At 57.8% G+C, this 18,906-nt stretch carries 19 protein-coding genes and 1 other annotated feature; of the genes, 6 read left to right on the plus strand and 13 right to left on the minus strand.

Translation table 11 applies throughout. The annotated features are described in order from the left end of the window. The first annotated feature begins 1 nt into the window (after window position 1). A complete protein-coding gene (trhO, locus tag ELR57_RS12260; protein ID WP_126959347.1) occupies window positions 2–907 on the plus strand; it encodes an oxygen-dependent tRNA uridine(34) hydroxylase TrhO in 906 nt (301 codons plus the stop codon). A gap of 136 nt (window positions 908–1,043) precedes the next feature. Here the strand turns inward: trhO and ELR57_RS12265 are convergent, their stop codons facing one another. Then, on the minus strand, window positions 1,044–2,231 hold the full coding sequence (locus ELR57_RS12265; protein ID WP_126959348.1) for an aminotransferase class I/II-fold pyridoxal phosphate-dependent enzyme: 1,188 nt from the start codon (window positions 2,229–2,231) through the stop codon (window positions 1,044–1,046). 57 nt (window positions 2,232–2,288) lie between these two features. Continuing rightward, window positions 2,289–2,531: a binding site (T-box leader), on the minus strand. Between the two features lie 217 nt (window positions 2,532–2,748). On the opposite strand from ELR57_RS12265, the gene ELR57_RS12270 reads away from it, so the two are divergent. Then, window positions 2,749–3,132 (plus strand): VOC family protein, encoded by a 384-nt coding sequence (locus ELR57_RS12270; RefSeq protein WP_126959349.1) that lies wholly within the window; start codon window positions 2,749–2,751, stop codon window positions 3,130–3,132. A 30-nt stretch (window positions 3,133–3,162) separates the two neighbouring features. Here ELR57_RS12270 and ELR57_RS12275 read toward each other — a convergent pair whose 3' ends face one another. The 6 genes from ELR57_RS12275 to ELR57_RS12300 form a co-directional block, all read right to left on the minus strand. Next, window positions 3,163–4,641, minus strand: coding sequence for a 4-hydroxyphenylacetate 3-hydroxylase family protein (locus ELR57_RS12275; RefSeq protein ID WP_126959350.1), 1,479 nt, complete (start codon window positions 4,639–4,641; stop codon window positions 3,163–3,165). Window positions 4,642–4,827: 186 nt separating this feature from the next. Continuing rightward, a complete protein-coding gene (locus ELR57_RS12280; RefSeq protein WP_126959351.1) occupies window positions 4,828–5,193 on the minus strand; it encodes an ArsR/SmtB family transcription factor in 366 nt (121 codons plus the stop codon). Between the two features lie 92 nt (window positions 5,194–5,285). Then, a complete protein-coding gene (locus ELR57_RS12285) occupies window positions 5,286–5,834 on the minus strand; it encodes a GNAT family N-acetyltransferase (protein WP_126959405.1) in 549 nt (182 codons plus the stop codon). Between the two features lie 22 nt (window positions 5,835–5,856). Further along, entirely contained in the window at window positions 5,857–6,753 is an 897-nt protein-coding gene (locus ELR57_RS12290) for a cation diffusion facilitator family transporter (RefSeq protein WP_126959352.1), read from the minus strand. A gap of 44 nt (window positions 6,754–6,797) precedes the next feature. Beyond that, a complete protein-coding gene (locus tag ELR57_RS12295; RefSeq protein WP_126959406.1) occupies window positions 6,798–7,538 on the minus strand; it encodes a GTP pyrophosphokinase in 741 nt (246 codons plus the stop codon). 77 nt (window positions 7,539–7,615) lie between these two features. Further along, window positions 7,616–9,580 carry an ATP-dependent DNA helicase gene (locus tag ELR57_RS12300; protein WP_126959353.1) on the minus strand — a complete coding sequence of 655 codons (1,965 nt, stop codon included), beginning with the start codon at window positions 9,578–9,580 and terminating at the stop codon, window positions 7,616–7,618. A gap of 178 nt (window positions 9,581–9,758) precedes the next feature. Here ELR57_RS12300 and ELR57_RS12305 point away from each other — a divergent pair, with 178 nt between their 5' ends. After that, complete coding sequence (locus ELR57_RS12305; protein WP_370452259.1) at window positions 9,759–10,016, plus strand: hypothetical protein; 258 nt, start codon at window positions 9,759–9,761, stop codon at window positions 10,014–10,016. A gap of 80 nt (window positions 10,017–10,096) precedes the next feature. Here the strand turns inward: ELR57_RS12305 and ELR57_RS12310 are convergent, their stop codons facing one another. Together ELR57_RS12310 and fabF are read right to left on the minus strand one after the other, a co-directional pair. Beyond that, complete coding sequence (locus tag ELR57_RS12310) at window positions 10,097–10,744, minus strand: hypothetical protein (RefSeq protein WP_126959354.1); 648 nt, start codon at window positions 10,742–10,744, stop codon at window positions 10,097–10,099. A gap of 107 nt (window positions 10,745–10,851) precedes the next feature. Further along, window positions 10,852–12,096 (minus strand): beta-ketoacyl-ACP synthase II, encoded by a 1,245-nt coding sequence (gene fabF / locus ELR57_RS12315; protein ID WP_126959355.1) that lies wholly within the window; start codon window positions 12,094–12,096, stop codon window positions 10,852–10,854. A gap of 135 nt (window positions 12,097–12,231) precedes the next feature. Between fabF and ELR57_RS12320 the strand changes: the two genes are divergently transcribed. From ELR57_RS12320 to ELR57_RS12330, 3 genes are all read left to right on the plus strand, one after another. Further along, window positions 12,232–13,086, plus strand: coding sequence for a helix-turn-helix transcriptional regulator (locus ELR57_RS12320; protein WP_126959356.1), 855 nt, complete (start codon window positions 12,232–12,234; stop codon window positions 13,084–13,086). A 126-nt stretch (window positions 13,087–13,212) separates the two neighbouring features. After that, complete coding sequence (locus ELR57_RS12325) at window positions 13,213–14,013, plus strand: ABC transporter ATP-binding protein (RefSeq protein ID WP_126959357.1); 801 nt, start codon at window positions 13,213–13,215, stop codon at window positions 14,011–14,013. After that, window positions 14,010–15,053: an ABC transporter permease gene (locus tag ELR57_RS12330; RefSeq protein ID WP_126959358.1), complete on the plus strand. Its 1,044-nt coding sequence runs from the start codon at window positions 14,010–14,012 to the stop codon at window positions 15,051–15,053. Before ELR57_RS12325 ends, ELR57_RS12330 begins: the two co-directional genes overlap by 4 nt. A 93-nt stretch (window positions 15,054–15,146) precedes the next feature. Here ELR57_RS12330 and ELR57_RS12335 read toward each other — a convergent pair whose 3' ends face one another. The 4 genes from ELR57_RS12335 to ELR57_RS12350 form a co-directional block, all read right to left on the minus strand. After that, entirely contained in the window at window positions 15,147–15,500 is a 354-nt protein-coding gene (locus tag ELR57_RS12335; protein WP_126959359.1) for a hypothetical protein, read from the minus strand. A 105-nt stretch (window positions 15,501–15,605) separates the two neighbouring features. Continuing rightward, window positions 15,606–16,976 carry an aldehyde dehydrogenase gene (locus ELR57_RS12340; RefSeq protein ID WP_126959360.1) on the minus strand — a complete coding sequence of 457 codons (1,371 nt, stop codon included), beginning with the start codon at window positions 16,974–16,976 and terminating at the stop codon, window positions 15,606–15,608. Window positions 16,977–17,001: 25 nt separating this feature from the next. Next, window positions 17,002–18,426 carry an aldehyde dehydrogenase family protein gene (locus ELR57_RS12345; RefSeq protein ID WP_126959361.1) on the minus strand — a complete coding sequence of 475 codons (1,425 nt, stop codon included), beginning with the start codon at window positions 18,424–18,426 and terminating at the stop codon, window positions 17,002–17,004. Between the two features lie 206 nt (window positions 18,427–18,632). Further along, entirely contained in the window at window positions 18,633–18,833 is a 201-nt protein-coding gene (locus ELR57_RS12350; protein WP_126959362.1) for a cold-inducible protein YdjO-related protein, read from the minus strand. Window positions 18,834–18,906: the final 73 nt, after the last annotated feature.

Below are 18,906 nucleotides of genomic sequence, written 5' to 3' on the forward strand. Positions count from 1 at the left end.
GATGATCAAACAACCCGAATATCGAGTATTGCTATTCTATAAGTACGTCAAACTTCCGGATGCCGAAGCCTTCGCGAACGAGCACCGCGCTTATTGCCATGCGCTTGGAGTGAAGGGCCGCATACTGGTCGCCGAAGAAGGAATCAACGGCACCGTGTCGGGCACGTTCGAGCAGACCGAACAATATATGAACGATTTGAAGGCGAACCCGCTGTTCTCCGATATCTGGTTCAAGATCGACGACGCGGAGGGCCATGCGTTCAAGAAGATGTTCGTACGCCTGAAGCCGGAGCTTGTGACGCTTCGCTACGAGAAGCCGCTCGATCCGACCGTCTTCAGCGGCAATCGCTTGTCCCCGAAGGAATGGCTGGAGTACATTCAACGCGATGACGTCGTTATTCTTGACGGCCGCAACGACTACGAATGGGATCTCGGCCACTTCCGCGGCGCCATCCGCCCGAGCGTCGAATCGTTCAAGGAATTCCCGGAGTGGGTGCGCAAGAACATGGGCGAGCATAAAGACAAGAAAGTGCTCACGTACTGCACGGGCGGCATCCGCTGCGAGAAGCTGACCGGCGTGCTGATGAGCGAAGGCTTCGAGGATGTCTACCAATTGGAAGGCGGAATCGTTACCTACGGCAAAGACGAAGAGGTCAAAGGCCGCCTGTTCGATGGCAAGTGCTACGTCTTCGACGAACGGATCTCCGTGCAGATCAACCACACGGACGAGGACGTCGTCGTCGGCCGCTGCCACCATTGCGGCGATGCGGCCGACATCTACATCAACTGCGCGGATGATACCTGCCACCTGCAGCACATTGTCTGCCCGGACTGCCTGGAATCCGAGCACGGCTACTGCTCCGACGAGTGCGAAACGCACGATCGCGAGATGGCAGCGGCTCGCTGAACTTTTAAACGCCTCCATTCTCGCTCGATCGCGAGTTGGAGGCGTTTTTTGCACCTTATTTCCGCTTCAAATAATCTTCCTTCAACAAGCTAAATGGTACATGGTCGACAAAGTTTGAACGCTCGGTGCTTACCGCTTATCGCGGCAACTTTCTCAGCCATAGCTCCATTCTCTCCAGAGCTTCATTCAATTGCGCGAGCGAAGAGGCGTAGGAGCAGCGAATATGGCCTTCGCCTCCAGCGCCGAATACATCTCCCGGCACGGTCACGACATTCGCTTCGTTTAGCAGTCGCTCGGCGAACTGAACCGAGGTCATTCCGGTACCGGCGATCGAAGGAAACGCATAGAAGGCTCCTCCCGGATCCATGCACGGAAGTCCGATCTGGCGAAGTCCCTCGACGAACAGCTTCCTGCGCTGGTCGTAGGAATCCTTCATCCTCAGCTTCTCTTCCTTGCCGTTCTTCAGCGATTCGAGGGCCGCAATCTGGCCGAGAATCGGCGCGCACATGACGGTATACTGGTGGATCTTCAGCATGGCTCCGATCAAGTCTCGGTGTCCGCATACGTAGCCGACTCTCCACCCCGTCATAGCGAACGCCTTAGAGAATCCGCTGACCAGCAGCGTCCTCTCCTGCATGCCCGGCAGCGAAGCAAAGCTGACCGGACGGCTGCCATACGTCAGCTCCGCATAGATCTCGTCGGCGATCACGATGAGGTCATGCTCTTCGACGAAACGAGCGATCGGGAGCCAATCCTCATAGGTCATCGTCGCCCCCGTCGGATTGTTCGGATAACAGAGGATAAGCACCTTGGACTTCGGCGTCACCTTCGCCTTCAGGTCCTCGACGGTAAGCTTGAACCCGTTCTTCGCCTCCGTCTCGACTTGGACGGTCACTCCCATGCCGAGGGACGTGATGGGGGAATAGGAGATATAGCAAGGGACGGGAATCAGGATCTCGTCACCCGGACAGATCAGGGTTCGAAGAGCCAGGTCGATCGCTTCGCTGCTGCCTACCGTAACCAGAATCTCCTTTTCCGGCTCGTAGCTCACCTCGAACTCCTCGTTCAGATACTCCGCGATCGCTTCCCGCAATTCGGGCATCCCGGCATTCGAGGTATACGAGGTTCTTCCCTGCTCAAGCGCGCGGATGCAAGCCTCCCGAATCGAAGCGGGAGTCGAGAAATCCGGTTCTCCGACGCCCAACGAGATGACCTCCTTTCTCCCTTCCAGCAGGTCAAAGAACTTGCGGATCCCCGATGGCGGCATGTCTCGGACAATCGGATTCAGACGCTCTTGCATGGTTGGAACGCTCATTTTCAGCATTGGAATATCCCCCTTAGCTCGCTTATAAAGCCCAAAGACAACAAAAAACCCGTCCCGCAAAGGGACGAGTCTGCACCCGTGTTACCACCCTAGTTCCGTCAACAAATAAAAGGACGGCACTCATCTCGCGTATCCAACAATACGCGTTCCCGTTAACGCTGGAATTGCGTCGGAGCCTACTGAACTTCAGCCCGCTTCTCGGAGATGGCTTTCGGTTATCACCTGAACGTCGGCTCTCAGCGCGCCCGACTCTCTGGAGGAACAGATGGATAACGTACTCTTTCTCGTCAATGAATTTGTGTGAACGATTTGGAATTATCGCCATTATAGGCACGATTCCCTCAAGGATGCAAGCTTAATCTATAAATTCACTTTATTTAATGTCAATAATTATTCCCATTAAATAAATTCAGAATCCGCTAACTATTGGAAAAACGGGGCTTGTAACGTATAATGAAATTGCATATGGCGGAACTGCGTTTTATCTAATGGAACACATTTCGAAGGAGATGTCCCTATGAGCTTCCAATTTATCGGCCTCAATCATGTCCAAATAGCCGCTCCCGAAGGCAGCGAAACTGAGGCTCGAAGCTTCTTTCACAACATTCTTGGCTGGCCAGAACTTCCGAAGCCGGAGCCTCTTCGGAGCCGAGGCGGCGTATGGTTCCAATGCGGCAATCATCAGGTACACATAGGAATACAGCGGGATTTCATACCTGCCGTCAAAGCCCATCCTGCTTTCGAAGTGACCAATCTGGATGGGCTCCGCTCACATCTATTGCTTCAACGCATACCCGTGATCGAAGACGACGCGAGAGATGGCGAAGGCATTCGCCGCTTCTACCTGAACGACCCGTTCGGCAATCGCCTTGAATTCATGGAACGGCCGGGAGAGCAATGAGGGAAGTCGATCGCCCCATCCCCTGCTTGATCATCCCTTCTGGAAAATGCTCGCCGAATCGATATTGAGAAACTCCGCCACCCGTTCCATGTGCTTTCGCCTCAAGGAATAGTTCTCGACCGCCCGGCTGGCGACGCGGTTCGCATCTCCGAAGAAGAATCGCTCGTAGAGAGTCTGCCGACCGCCGAACGAGCTGGCGCCGATCTCCCAAGCGAGGCGAAGCAGCGCAGTTTTGCGCTTCGCATCCAGGCTGCCCGAACGCAGATACTTCTCGAGCTCCGATCCCTTCGCCGATTCGAAGTCCTTCTCGCCGGGAATCATGATCAAGCCGCCGGCTCCGATCAATTGCAGGATCTCGACAAGCCTGGGATACAGCCTGGGGTACAGAAAGTTCGCGCTGTAGAGAATGTCCGGATTCGGCAGCATGGAACCGAAGCGGTCTTTGGCTGCCGTCGCCTCCGATGCCAGCAGCATCGACCTTAGGGTCTCCGTCATCGCCATCACTTCGGCGGATTTCTCCGTCACGTGCGAATACGTCGACAGCCCCATTGTCTCGATGATGCATTCCAGCAGTCCTCCGATAAACTCCGTTTTGGCCACGACGCGGCACAGAATCTGATGAGAAGCATGCGGGTGGAACCGGCACTCTCTCATCCAGCGGTCCACCATGAACGAATCGCCATACAGGAAGACTCGATCGGCCGGTATCTTCACATGGTCGAAAAGGACAAGCGTGTCCATCTCATCCATCGCGGAGCTTAGAGGATAATCGTAAGCCGAATCGGCGTTCGCCCAATTCTCCCGGCAGACGAACGTCATCCCTTCGAGATTGTTCGGCACCGCGAACACGAATGCGTACGGATTGTCGGTCGCGGACAGATGAGGAAGCGGGGTGGGAAACACGATGATCTCTTCCGCCGTGACTCCCTGAGTCGTCATGTAGAAAGCGCCGCTGACGATGATGCCGTCCGTGGTTCTTTCGACGACGTGGGCAGCCGCGGGAGGCTCCAACGATTGCAGGAAGGACGTCATGCGAGCCGATGGCGGCTGAATAAAAGCATGCGACAACGTAATATCGTTCTCCCGGCAGTACTTGTAGTACCGCTTGACATTGTCCGCATACTCCGGATATTCTTTGGCCAACAAGGGCGCGGACACGCTGAAAGCCATGAGCGCCGTATTCATGTAATCCGGAGAACGTCCCAGAAAACCATGATGCCGTTCCGCCCAGGTCTGCATCATTCCTCTTCGCCGAGCCAGATCGCGTTTGGTCTTGGGCTGAAGATAGGACAGTCCGACCGGTTGATCGAGTTCCGGATCCCAGTAGGTAAGCTTGTCTCGATGCTCATCCGAACCCTGCATGTCATACAAAGCCGCTTGCGTGCGCATCAAGCCGCGAAAAGCCGGATGCTGCGACGGCTTGACGGCAAGCTTCTCCCCCGCCAGCCAGACGTTCGGATTCGCTTCATCGATCCGAGCGATATAGTGCTCCCCCGACTTGATTCCCATCGTCTAAACCCGCTCCATTCCCTGTAGGTTCGGCCGCTTTCCTCACCTGTTACGCACGTACGGCGCCGGCCCCGTTCTCGCTTCCCTCATTCTATGAGCGAAGCCCTTCAGAGGAATCTCCCCATCCGAATAAAAAATCAGGGCCAATCCCTAACGGCATGAAGCCCGCAAGGATTAACCCTGATTTTATTTGTGCTTGAGATGCTGGAGCGTCACGTGGAAGATCTGTTCGATATGAGAGTCGTCCAGCGAATAATACACCGTCTTGCCGACCTTGCGACGCTTCACCATTCGAACGTTGCGCAAGTATCGAAGCTGATGGGAGACGGCCGACTGGCCCATCTCCAGCAGAACCGAGAGGTCGTGGACGCACAGCTCCCGTTCCAGCAGCGCGCCGATGAGCTTGACTCTCGTCGGATCGCCCAATGCCTTGAACCATTCCGCCATCTCATGGACGGAGGCTTCATCAAGCAGCTGCTCCTTGACGACGGCCAGATCCGATTCGGTGCCGGTGCAAGAATCTTCGCAATCCTCAAGAACAGTCGTGTCCATGCCGACTCCCTCCTTTCTCGATCGTTCGGATGCAGCTTCCGGTATGGGAATGAATGAGGTCATTATAGCAAATTCGGCGACCATCAGGGAAGTTATCCATCGATGCTATCCAGAAGCAGCTCATATTTGCAGAAGCCGCTCTCGGAGATTCCCCTATGCCGATACCCCATCCGGGCGTAAAAATCGTTCAGGACCGGGTTGTCCGCGATGCAATCGAGCCGGATGCGATCCTGGCCCTCGAAGCGGATGCCGTTCTTGGCCCAGTTCAGCATATCCCGGCCAAGCTGCCTGCCGCGGTACAGCCTGGAGACGGCGAGCCGATGGAGATAGACCGAGCCTTCATGGCCGGTCTCTCCCCACAGCTCTTTATCCCATTGGCTCGGCTGCCGGAGCAGCATCACCATGCCCGCAAGATGCCCGTCCCCTTCGAAGACGAAGACGTCCCCTCTCGCCACGGCGTCGACCGTATTGTGGGAGTCAACCCCCTCGAGCAAGCCGCTCCATTGGGTGGATCCCGTGCTGCGCAGCCATGCGGCCGTCTGCACCAACAGCTCCATCACCTTGGAAGCATCCTCGGGCCGGGCCTGCCTAGCCGAGATCTCCGAATTAGCCTGTTGCGTGATATAGGTAAAGTCACCCATCGCTATTGTTGCGAGAGCGCCATCAAGCTCCGCCATTCGCTTGATTCGCTCCCTCCTCCTCCGGTTCGATATGAATAAACACATGCTCGACCTGGTGCTCTTCGATCATGCGCTTCTCGATTTGTTCGGTAATCTCGTGACTCTCGGCTACGTTTAAGCTGGGCGCGACTTCTACGGTCACGTCCAGAAGAACGTTGTTGCCGTGAATTCTCGCTTTGAGATCCGTCACGCGGCATACGCCCGGCGTGTTCTCGATCGTGCTGCGGAACTGCTTCAACGTCTTGTCGTCGAAGCCGTCCGTAAGCGCGAGGGTCGCATCCCGGAAGATGTCGATGGCCGTCTTGCAGATGATGAGCCCGACCGCGAAGGCAGCCACCGGATCCAGCCAAGCAAGACCAAGCTTGGCGCCAATGATCCCGACGAAGGCGCCCAAGCTGACAAGCGCGTCCGAACGGTTGTCCTGCGCCGTCGCCATCATGGCGTTGCTGCCGATCCTCTTCGCCAAGCGCGAATTGTAATAGTAGACGACGAACATGATGATCGAGCAGAACAGAGCCGTCCAAGCCGTGATCAATTCCGGCTCCTCGTAGGAGCCCCTGACGAAGTTCGCAACAGCCTGATACAGAACCTGAAGGCCGACGACAACCATGATGAAGGAAGCGATCAACGCGGCGACGGTCTCGGCGCGGAAATGCCCGTAGCGATGGTCGCGATCCGGCGGCTTCCGCGAGATGCGCAGCCCGATCAGCACGGCCAGGGAGGCGACGATGTCCGTCGAGTTGTTCAAGCCGTCGGCGCTCAGCGCTTCCGAATGGTAGGCGTATCCGATGATGAGCTTCATGCACGCAAGCGCGATATAAACGCCAATGCTGAGCATCGCCCCGCGCTCTCCCTGCTTGATCTTCTCATAGGCTTCCAATGAATCTGCTCCTTCGCGCTTCGGCTCTCCGCAGAAGTTCGATATTATTCGTTCTCCGAGAACAGCCTCAACATCTCGGCCGGAATCTGGATCGGTCCCGACTGGCCGATGAGCTGGCCGAGCTGGGCCGACAAGTCGTCTTCCCGTTCCGATCGGATCTGGCTGATCTCCTCATGAAGTCTCTCCATCTGCTTATCGAGCTTAAAAGCAGCCTCGGCCGCTTCTTTAAGTTCTTCCGTCAATCGATTCGGAACCGTGGCGTCGTATTTATAATAGATTTTGTGCTCCAGGCTGGCCCAGAAATCCATCGCGATGGTGCGGATCTGAATCTCGACGCAGACCTGCTCCTCCCGGTCCGACATGAAGACGGGAACGCCCACGAGCAGATGCAGGCTGCGATAGCCGTTGCCCTTCGGTCGCTCGATATAGTCTTTCTCTTCGATAAGCGTAAGATCGCTTTGCGATAACAGCATGTCCCGAATCCGGTAAATATCCGCAATGAACGAGCAAGTAATTCGCAGCCCCGCGATATCCTTGATGTTGCTGCGGATCTCCGGCAAGCTCAGCACGCAGCCTTTTCTCCGGATTTTGCCCAAGATGCTCTCCGGCGACTTTAATCTCGACTTCGTATGTTCGATCGGGTTATAGTCGTGCAGCAGTTGGAATTCTTCCTGAAGGATCTCCACCTTGGTCTCCAGCTCGGCCAGCGCGAATCGATACATCATCATGAACCGCGTGATTTCTTCTTTGAACTGCTTCAGTCTTGCAACCGGGAATGAATTCATCGTTTCTCTCCGTTCGTCTCCGTCTAACGGTTTGTCGAATCCCATGTCTTCCCTTCTATTGTAGACGTTACGGCTTCTCAGAACAAATCGCGGCGATCTCCCGTCCGAAGCTCGACCCCATGAGGAAGCAGCTTCCGAACGACTTCTTGCAATTCGGCGGATGAAGCGAGCTTCTCGTCCAGAAGCGCAACGATGCCGCGGTCCTCGCGTGTGCGAATGAGACGGCCTAATCCTTGCCGCAGCCTTAGCTGCATGTAAGGGAGGTCCACTTCCTCGTAAGGATCGCGCGCCTCCTTCCTTCTGGCCTCGAAGACCGGATCATTCGGCGGAAAAGGCAGCGTCCAGACGATAACGTTCGACAGCGAGGGGCCAGGAATGTCCAAGCCTTCCCACAGCGTAACCGCGGCGAGCACGCTTCTCTCCTCGTTCTGGAAGCTCGAGATCAGATCGCTGATCTCCCTCTCTCCTTCGAAGTAGAAGGCGTAATCGGCTTGCTGCCTTGCCGCCTCGCTGGCAACCTTGAACCGCTGCAGCTCTTCCTTCGAATTGAAGAGCACGAGAGCCCGTCCATCGGTTCGGCGAATGAGCTGCAGCGCCGCCTCCGTCTTCTCCTCAAGCGTCGGCTTGCCGGTCCATGCCGCGGCGACAGCTTCCATCCGCTCCTCATATTCGTAGGGCGAATCGACGCTGAAGCTCAGATACTTGCTTATTCCCAGACTGTCCGCGACGTAGTCGAACGAACCACCGAGCGAGAGCGTAGCCGACGAGAAGACGATCGGCATTCTCTGGGAGAACACCCGCTCCTGAAGCACTTCCTTCACCGCGCGAGGCATGATGACGAGCGTCAAGCCGTCCGGGCTCTCTTGCGCCCAGCAGATCGGCGGCTGCTCCCGCTGGAATAGGGCGAGCGCCCGCTGCATCATCTCCAGATGCTCCTCGACGATCTTCAGGTGGTAATCGTTAAGCGTATACAGCTCGCTCTCGAAGACCAGCTCCTCTTCGACTAGGTCCAGCGCCTTGCGGAATAACGAGATCTCGGTCCGAAGCGCTTCGTCCAGAGGAATGGCCCGGCGATCGGATCCCGGAACGGCGACGCTTGTCCGCTCCAGCTGGTGGAAGAGCTTGTCGCTTCGCATGAGCGCCTCTTCTATGCTTAGCGCTAGGGATTCGCGCACTTCTCCCTCCAGCATCCTCGTGATCAGCGCCTCGAACACGGAATGCTTCAACCGGTAGGTCAACGCCTTCTGGGCTGCCGCTTCCAGCAGATGCCCCTCGTCGAAGACGACCGAGCTGTGCTCCGGCAGCAGCGGAAGCTGACCTTCCCGCTTCCGGCTCTCGTACGTCCAGACATGCTCCATGTAGAAGTCATGGGAGCAGACGATCAGATCGGCGGACCCGCGGTAATGATCGCGGGACAGCGTCTGCCCGCAGCGATGGCGCCGGTCGCAGACGAAGCAATCCTGGAATGGATCCCAATTGATACGTTCCCACTGCTCATCGTTCAAGTACGGGTATTGCTTCCGATCCCCGTAAGCATGGAACGATTGCATCGCCGCGCTCTTGTAGACGAAGCCGGGAAGCTCGGAGCTGACCTTCTCGAACAGCTCGGCCTCCGCGTCCTTCTCCCTCGCCTGGTCTAGCTTCACCAGGCACAGATACTTGTCCGGCGATTTGCCCAAGCGCGCGTCGACCGACAGGTCCAGGTGCTTGGCCAGCTTCGCCAGGTCCCCTTCCGGCTTCGCGAGCTGTTCGATAAGGGATTCATCGGCGCAGGCGATGATCGCCGGCTTTCCCGTATAGCGGGCATAGCAGACGGCGTAGAGCAGATAAACAAGCGTCTTGCCGGTGCCGACGCCGGCCTCGGCGAAGATGGTCGTCTTGTCCGCGAACGCTCTCTCGAGCTGGTAAGCCATGTAGATCTGCTCGTCCCGGACCTCGAACCCCGCCTCAGGCAAAATATCGTAAAAGACGTCCGCGACCCATTCCCCTACCTGCTGGAGGAACGGCTTCGACTTCTCGTATTCGAATGGATATCGATTCACTGGTTTCTAGCCCTTTCTTCTAATCGACGATAATGTGCATATCCGAGTGACTATAGCATAGATGGAATCCGCCTGCAAACCATTTCGGAGCAGAACAAGCGGGACGTTTGACCCGATCCCGCACGCGGAGCATAGAATATACGAGAACATTCAACAGGAGGGATTCATCCCGATGCTAATGCCGTTTGCGAATCAAGGCCAGCCGCAGCAGCCGCTGTCAGGCAGCAGCGTGACGGTCCAGCAGAAAGCGATGTACTACATGGGCAGGCCGGTCGGAGTATCTCTTCGCAACGGCCAAGGCGTGTCCGGCATTCTGTGCAACGTGTCGAACTCGCAGCTGTTCCTGCTCCAGTATTTGTACAACACGCAGTTCGCGACCTTCCACTATCCGTTAGGGGAAGTATCCGACGTGATCCCGTATCCCGCCTGCGGTTAACTTTTTGCTTCGGATATCGGTAAAAAGACGGCGTCGGGATCTCTCCCTAACGCCGTCCTGTCATTTCCTATATTCGGTTGTTACGCCTGGGGCTGCTCGCTCGGTTCGTTCTCGTGCTCCTCGAGAATCCGGTAAAGCCCGTCTATAATCAGATCGGCCGGATCGCGGTTCATCAGATGATGCGCAAGCAGAAGATGCAGCGGCATCGCGCAAACGTTGTTGCCGTCCTTGTATTTCGGGAAGCCGGCTTCGAGTACCGGTCCATGCTGCGGGTGAAGGTCGAGTCCGGAATAAATCTCGTCCGCATCGAATTCTTCCTTGATCGCATTGAAGCAATGAGGGAGAATCTGACCGTCCATCATCTTCTTGGCTTCCTCTTCGTTCTGCGGAGGCCTTGGCAGCAGCACGCTCTCCGGAACCTTCATCAGATCGACATAGAAGGAAGACATCCATAGAGCCGGATTCGGGCTATTCTGGAAGGCGTTCAACAGCTCGCGGAGGAAAAATCCGCATACGTAAGCGTTCCCGTCTTCCTTCGTCACGCGGAATGTGAACATGGGGCCGTACACGCTGTGTTGATTCGCCTGCCCGTCCACTTTGCAGCCTTCGAATTGGGACTGAAGCGCCACGATCCCGTTATGGTGAAGCGCCTTCACGAGTTCTTGTAATTTCTCGTTCTGTTGCTCCGCTTCTTCGCGTTCATTCACATTATCTGGGGTTGTCGTCATGAATAGCACCTTCCTTGCCTCTATCATACCATCCGAAGGGTCCTTGAAGGAAGAGAGTGCGAGGAGGATCCGATATTTTTCCAGATCTCCCCGCCTCGCTTGGCGCGTTACTCTTCCGAATCCATTTTACTCAGCACGATAACCGCGTTGTGGCCGCCGAAGCCGAACGAATTGGACATGCCGATCCCCAGCTCCGCCTTGCGCGCCTCGTTGGGCACGTAATCCAGGTCGCATTCGGGATCGCCCTTCTCCTGATTGATCGTAGGCGGGATTACGCCCTCCTGCAAACCTTTGATCAGCGCGATCGCCTCCACCCCGCCGGATGCGCCGAGAAGATGGCCCAGCATGGACTTGTTCGCGGTGATCGGCACCTTCCCCGCATGCTCGCCGAACATCCGCTTGATCGCTTGCGTCTCCGATCGGTCTCCGATCAGCGTACTGGTCGCATGGGCGCTGATGACATCGACCTCCGACGGTTCGATCCCCGCTTCCGCAAGAGCGGCACGCATCGCCAGATAAGCTCCGTAGCCCTCCGGGTGCGTCGCCACCATATGATACGCATCCGAGCTGGCGCCGTATCCGATCACCTCCGCGTAGATGCGGGCTCCGCGCTTCCTGGCATGGGTCAACGACTCCAGCATGAGAATGCCGGCCCCTTCCGCCATGACGAAGCCGTCGCGGTCCGCGTCGAACGGCCGGCTGGCCTTCGCCGGGTCGTCATTGCGTGTCGACAGCGAAGTCGCGTTGCCGAAGCTGGCCAGCGAGATCGGCGTGATCGCCGCTTCCGCGCCTCCGGCGAACGCCGCGTCCGCGATGCCAAGACGAATCAGGCGGAAGGCTTCTCCGATCGCCGTGTTGCCGATCGAACAAGCCGTTACCGGCGACAGGGAAGGTCCCATCACGCCATAACGGATGCTGATCGATGCGGCGGCCATGTTCGAGATCATCATCGGCACGAGCAAGGGGCTGACCCGGTCCGGCCCTCTATCCCGCAGCACCTGGCTTTGCTCCTGAAGGGTCTGGATGCCCCCCGTGCCGGAGCCGACATAGACGGCTAGCCGTTCCCTGTCCACCTTGTCCGGGTCAAGCCCCGAATCGTTCCAGGCTTGCTCGGCCGCGGCAAGCGCGTATTGGGTGAACCGGTCCATTCTTCTGGCTTCCTTCTTCCCGAACCGGCCTTCCGCGTCGAAGTCCAGGACCGTCCCCGCAATCCTCGACTTGAAGGCTGTTGTATCGAAGCCTTCGATCGTCCGAATGCCCGATTCCCCGTTCGCCAGTCTTCTCCACATCGCGTCGACTTCATTCCCAAGCGGCGAGATCGCTCCCAGACCGGTAATGACTACTCTTTCCATGGGATTGGTACCTCCTCATAATAGCTGATTATGGTATTAGCATGTCACAGCCATTATCCTATTACAAGTTGTTGGTTATCCTAGTATAATAGGTACCATGAACAGCCGTTGAATAACCGTTTAAGGAGACGACCCATGAATCGAACCGCACGTCTTCAAGCGCTATCCGCTTTCCTTCAGTCGCAACGGGCCAAGCTGAAGCCCGCGGACGTCGGACTGCCCGAAGGCGTCCGCCGCCGTACGCCCGGCCTCAGGCGCGAAGAAGTCGCGCAGCTCGCCGGAGTTAGCGCAACCTGGTATACGTGGCTTGAGCAAGGACGCAGCATCCAAGTGTCGGCAGCCGTTCTCGACAGCATCGCGGCGGCGCTTCGGCTGACCGTCGACGAACGCAAGTACCTATACTCGTTGGCCATGGAGTCCGCCGGGAGCTTCGCCCCGTCGATGACCAAAGAGCCGCCTCGAATCGACGCTTCCCTGCGGCACATTCTGAAGGAGCTCGTCTCCTGCCCTACGATCATCTCCGATCGGCACTGCCAGATCGTCGGATGGAACGAAGCGGCCGCCCAAATGTTTATCGACTTCGAGCTTGTCCCCGCCGAGAAGCGCAATCTGATCCGAATCCTGTTCGAGCGCCCCGAGTTCCGACGATTGGCGGTCAATTGGGAGCTGTTCATCCGCGGCTTCCTCTCCATCTTCCGTTCGTATTACGGGGAGTACGTGAACGACGAATGGTACGAGCGATTCCTCGGAGAGATGAGCGAGCTGGATCCCGACTTCCAGCGCCTGTGGATGGAGAGCAAGGTTAGCTCGGCGCCGGAGATGGTGGTCGAGTTCCGCCATGCCAAAGCGGGCAAAATGCAATTCCACCTCACCTCGTTCACGGTGCACGGGGAATCCGATTTGCGCTGCAGCGTCTATACGCCGGATCCGGACACTCGTACCGAAGAGAAGCTTCGCCAGCTGCTGCTTCGTTCCGGCAAATCAAGATAAAGAGTCGTTTTGCCGAACTCCGATCCGAGGCCTACCCACTTTCTTCCGTACCGCCTATAATTAGGTCTAGCAAGGTCTAGCAAGAGGCAAGCGGTCAATCACTCGATCCTAACGGGAGGAACCTGCATGGCGGATAAGCTGCCGGCTCTATCAGACCAAACAGATCAGTCGAATCAATCGGATGAGAGGAAAAGAAGCGGCAATCCCCCGGCAATCGAGCTGCGCAAGCTCACTAGAACGTACGGCAGCCGCACGGTGTTGAGCGAAATCAGCCTCGAGATTCGCCGAGGCGAACTGTTCGGTCTGCTGGGTCCTTCCGGCTCCGGCAAGACGACGCTCGTGAAGCAGATCATGGGCCTGGACGCGCCGAGCGGCGGCACCGTCACGCTGCTCGGCGAACGGATGCCGGTGCGGAGCGCTCTGCAGCGCGTCGGTTATATGGCCCAATCGGATGCCCTGTATAACGAGCTCACCGGCAGAGAGAACCTGGAATTCTTCGCTTCCTTGTACGGCTTGAGCGGAGCGAGAAGGAAGGAACGAATCGGCTCCGTCATGAAGCTCGTCGACCTGACCGAGCATCTGAACAAGCCGACAGCCGCGTATTCCGGCGGCATGAAGCGGCGTCTCTCCCTCGCCGTCTCGCTCCTGCACGAGCCGGAGCTCCTCCTGCTCGACGAGCCGACCGTCGGCATCGACCCGGTGCTACGCCGGTCGATCTGGGAGGAGCTGCTCGCTCTGCGCGCCCGCGGGATCACGATCGTCCTGACGACGCACGTCATGGACGAAGCCGACCGCTGCGACCGGATCGGCCTCATTCGCGACGGCAAGCTGACGGCGGTCGACACTCCGGAAGGGTTGAAGCAAACGAGCGGCAAAGCCACGATCGAAGAAGCCTTTATCGCTCTCGGAGGGGGGACGGCCACATGAGAGCGCGCGCGCTTGCTCTGCGGATTATCCGCCAATTCGCCCGGGATCGCCGGACGCTGGCATTGCTCTTCTTAGCCCCTCTGCTCGTTCTGACGCTCATGTACTTTGTCTTTAACGGTCAGGAAGTGAAGCCCGATATCGGGACCGTTAACTATCCCGAGGCTTGGCAGGAGAAGCTGGATCAGGCGGGAGCGCACGTCCACTCCTATTCCTCGTCCGCCGAAGCCGAAGTAGCGCTGCGCGACGGCAAGCTCGACGCGCTGCTGACGACCGAAGGCAATCAACCCTCGTTGCGTCTGGAAGGCAGCGACCCTTCGAAGTCGAAGGCCGCGCTTCTTCTGATCCAACAGGCGCTTCAGCAGGAGATTCGGATCGATCAGACCTCAAGCGCATTCTCGGCGAAGCTGCTCGTCTCCTATGAGCACGGCGAAGGGAAGCTCACTTCCTTCGACTCGTTCGGCCCGGTGCTTGTCGGCTTCTTCTCGTTCTTCTTTGTTTTCCTGCTTGCGGGGGTCGCTTTCCTGCGCGAGAAGACAACCGGCACGATGGAGCGGCTGATGGCGACGCCGATTCGGCGCTACGAGATCGTAAGCGGTTATCTTATCGGATTCGGCGTGTTTACGATCCTGCAGGCGACGCTGATCGCCTTGTATTCCATTCATGTGCTGGGCTTATACATGGACGGCTCCATCTGGCTGGTGCTGCTCACGAACTTCCTTCTCAGCCTCGTCGCCCTGACGCTGGGAACCCTGCTCTCTTCGTTCGCCGGCACCGAATTCCAGATCATTCAGTTCATTCCGATCGTCATCGTGCCTCAGGTGTTCTTCTCCGGCCTGTTCAACCTGGACGCGATGAACCCCTGGCTGCAGAAGCTCAGCTATGTCATGCCGCTCTACTACGGAGCGGACGCGATGAGAGGAATCATGCTTCGCGGCGAACGCTTCGCGGACATTCAGCTTAATATTTATGTCCTTCTCGCTTTCTCCATTGCCTTCATCCTGCTGAATATCGCATCGCTGAAGAAGCAGAGGGCTTTCTAATGGGTCTGCATGCGAGAACCGGTTAATCGACAAAAAGGGATATCCCAGAGCCGACGTCAACGGCCTGCGGGATATCCCTTTTGCTTCGTGAGTTCAAGGATTCAAGGAGATCCGGTAGTTGGAGCACTCCTCGACGATATGCTCGCCTTGCTGGTAAATCCACTTGAAGCGGAATTGCTCGCCTTGGTAACCGGTCCGGCTGCGAATATCCGGAATGATGACGGCGTCGAGGTTGTTCAGAATCCGCGATTCTAGCTCGCGAAGCCAGTTCTCGTTCTCGATGCGCATCCGGTTCGCTTCCTCTTCATTGGCAGCCGTGCTCAAGAAGTAGGTCGTCCCGATCAATTCCGCGGGAGCGTCCGGAGCGAACGGCATTCCGGAACCCCGATAGATCTCGCGCACCGTGTCCAGCCAATCCTTGTACAGATCGATGGATACCTCTCTCATGACGACTTGCCCCTTCCGTTAAACAGCTAAGAAATGGATACTAGTCCTGATTGATTATCTTAATACAAAATGCCGCAAGCTTCAATGAACAAGCTCGCACATCCGTTACCGGAACAGCTTGCGGAGAATCGCCAGCCCGTTCTTGGCCGACGGATAGCGGAAGGAGAAGTCGAAACGCACCGTCTGCTTCAGGACGCTCTTCTGATGCGAGAAGGTCCGGAAGCTGTAGATGCCGTGATAACTGCCCATGCCGCTCGATCCCACTCCGCCGAAGGGCAGGTACGGCGTGGCGATATGCATGAGCGTGTCGTTCACGCAGCCGCCTCCGAACGGGATCGTGTCGATGATCCGCTTCTCCAACGCTTTGTCTCTGGTGAAAAGGTATAGCGCGAGCGGCTTGGGCCGCGAGTTCACCTGTTGGATGACTTCTTCGATATTCGTATATTCGAGCATCGGAAGAAGCGGGCCGAAGATCTCTTCTCCCATCACCGGCAGCTGCCAATCGGCATGATCGATGACCGTCGGCGCAATCTTCAGCGATTCCCGGTCATAATTGCCGCCGATGACCGCATCCGCTCCTTCGAGCAGCCCGACCAGCCGATGGAAGTGACGCTCGCTCACGATCCTGCCGAGCTCCTCGCTGCTAACCGGATCCGAGCCGTAGAAAGCCGTAATCGTACGGCGCAGCTCCTCGATCAGCTTCGCCTTCTGATCGCGGTGCACGTAGACATAATCGGGGGCAATGCACGTCTGCCCCGCGTTCATGAACTTGCCGAAGACAATGCGCTTCGCCGCAAGCTTCACATCGGCGTCATCATGCACGATGCACGGGCTCTTGCCCCCTAGCTCCAGCGTGACCGGCACGAGCCGTTTCGCCGCCGCTTCCATGACGACCTTGCCCACCGGAACGCTTCCGGTGAAGAAGATGTAATCGAAAGGTTGACGCAGGAGTTCGTTGCTCTCCTCGACGGCGCCCTGCACGACCGAGACGTGCTCCGGCGGGAAGACCGCTTCCACGATCTCCTGCAGCACGCCCGCGACGCGCGGCGTCAGCTCGGAGGGCTTCAACACGGCGGTGTTGCCCGCCGCGACCGCGCCGACCAGCGGAGAGATCGCCAATTGGAACGGGTAGTTGAACGGCGCGAGGATAAGAACCGTGCCGTAAGGCTCGCTCACCAGATAGCCTCTCGAACCGATATGGGTCATCGCCGTCTTGACCTTGGCCGGCTTCGTCCACTTGCGGAGACGCTTGCGGATGAAACGGATCTCCTCGTAGACGATGCCGATCTCGGTCATGTACGATTCCCGGTCCGACTTGCCCAGGTCCTGACGCAGCGCGTCCATGACCTGCCGCTCGCGCGACTTGATCGCATCGCGCAGCGCATCCAGCCTCCGGAGGCGGTCCTCCGTCCGTCTTGTTGCTCCCGTGCCGAACCAAGCCTTTTGCTTCCGGACAATCTCCTCGATCGCGGTCATCCTTGTCCTCTCCCCGTCCCCCGTATTAAGTGCGAATCGAAATCAGCTTCAACTCGGTTAATTCCTCTATCGCGTACTTGATTCCTTCTCGGCCGATTCCGCTCTCCTTGACGCCGCCATACGGCATATGATCGACCCGGAACGTCGGGAAATCGTTGATCATGACGCCTCCGACCTCGAGCTTCTCCGCCGCCCTCATCGCCGTATGGATGCTTCGGGTGTAAATCCCCGCCTGCAGCCCGTAACGCGAGCGGTTCACCCGCTCGATCGCTTCGTCGATCGAATCGAATGGCTCGACGCACACCACCGGCCCGAACGCTTCCCGGCAGCACAACGGTTCGTCCTCGGGAACCCCCGTGACGATCGTCGGCTCGTAGACGCCGTCCGGCCGCATTCGTCCTCCTAAGATCACCTTGGCCCCGCGCTTCGCGGCCGCCTGAACCCATTCATCGATCCGCTTGGCTTCCGCCGGATGAATGAGCGAGGAGACGTCCGTCTCTTCCAGCGCGGGGTCCCCCAGCTTCAGCTTCGCGCTTCGTTCCGCGAACTTGTCCAGAAACTCGCCAAGCATGGAGCGATGAACGAAGATCCGCTGAATGGAGATGCACACTTGGCCGCTGAAGGAGAATGCCCCGAGCACGCACCGATCCATCAGCGCGTCGTCCAGCTCGGCGTCCGAATCGAGAATGAGCGCGGAGTTGGAGCCGAGCTCCAACGTCACTCGCTTCAGCCCCGCCTTGCCGCGCAAGGAGATGCCGACCTCCGGGCTCCCCGTGAACGTGATCGCCTTGACCCGGTCGTCTCTCGCCAGCGCCTCCCCGACCACCGAGCCTTTGCCGGGGATGATGTTGAGAGCTCCGTTCGGCAGTCCCGCCTCGGCGAACAGTTCGGCCAGCGCCAGCGCCGACAGGGGAGTCTGGCCGGCCGGCTTCAGAACGACGGTATTGCCCGCCGCGATCGCCGGCCCTACCTTGTGCGCGACCAGGTTAAACGGAAAATTAAACGGCGTGATCGCGCCGACGACGCCAAGCGGCTTGCGGACCGTATAAGCGATCCTTCCCTCGCCGCCCGGCGCGGCGTCCATCGGGATCGTCTCCCCGTGGATGCGGGTCGCCTCCATCGCCGCGAACCGGTACGTCTGGATCGTCCGCTGGATTTCGCCTCTCGCCGTCTTGAGCGGCTTCGCCGCTTCCCGGGTGAGCAGAGCCGCCAGCTCCTCCTTGCGGGATTCCATCAAGCGAACGACTCTCTCCAGAATGGCGGAGCGCTCGTGAGCGGGCATGCCCGCCATTAAAGGAGCCGCCTTCTGGGCCGCTTCGATCGCACGCATCGTCTCCCGTTCGCCAGCCTGCGCGACTTCGGCCAATACCTCCCCGTCGTAGGGGGACTTGAGAACCGTATACCCGTCCGACGGGGTCCACGCACCGTCAATCCATAATTCCTGTCTCATGATGAAGCTCGCTCCTTCCTGCCGTTGCCAACCTTTGTCTTTTAAGAATACCACTTCCGGCCGCGTCGAAAAACCCAAAATAAAAGCCGCCCGACCGGAGAGAGCATGAGTCCGGCGGGCAGCCATTGCCTCCATGCGGGAGGCGTTCGATTATACGGTTATGGACGATCGCCCCTATGGCGTCTCCGCGACGCCCTTCCCCATCGTTAGCGGGTCGGGGACTTGTACTTCTTCTGGAGGGCAGGGAGATGCTTCATCGTTCGGAGCATGGGACCTTTGCACATCGGGCATACCTGGTCCGGAACCGCGAATTCCTCGCGAACCCAAGCTTTGCAATCGTTGTTTCTGCATTTGAGGATTTTGACAATGTTGAGCTTCTGTTTCTGTTCTTCTTCGTTACCTGACAATTCGCAATCGCATTCCCTTCGTACGTTTCGTTTAAAAAGACACCGAATTAATATATTACTTTAGTCTTATCCA

It is taken from the genome of Cohnella sp. AR92, assembly GCF_003990975.1.
In the GTDB taxonomy this organism is placed as follows: domain Bacteria; phylum Bacillota; class Bacilli; order Paenibacillales; family Paenibacillaceae; genus Cohnella.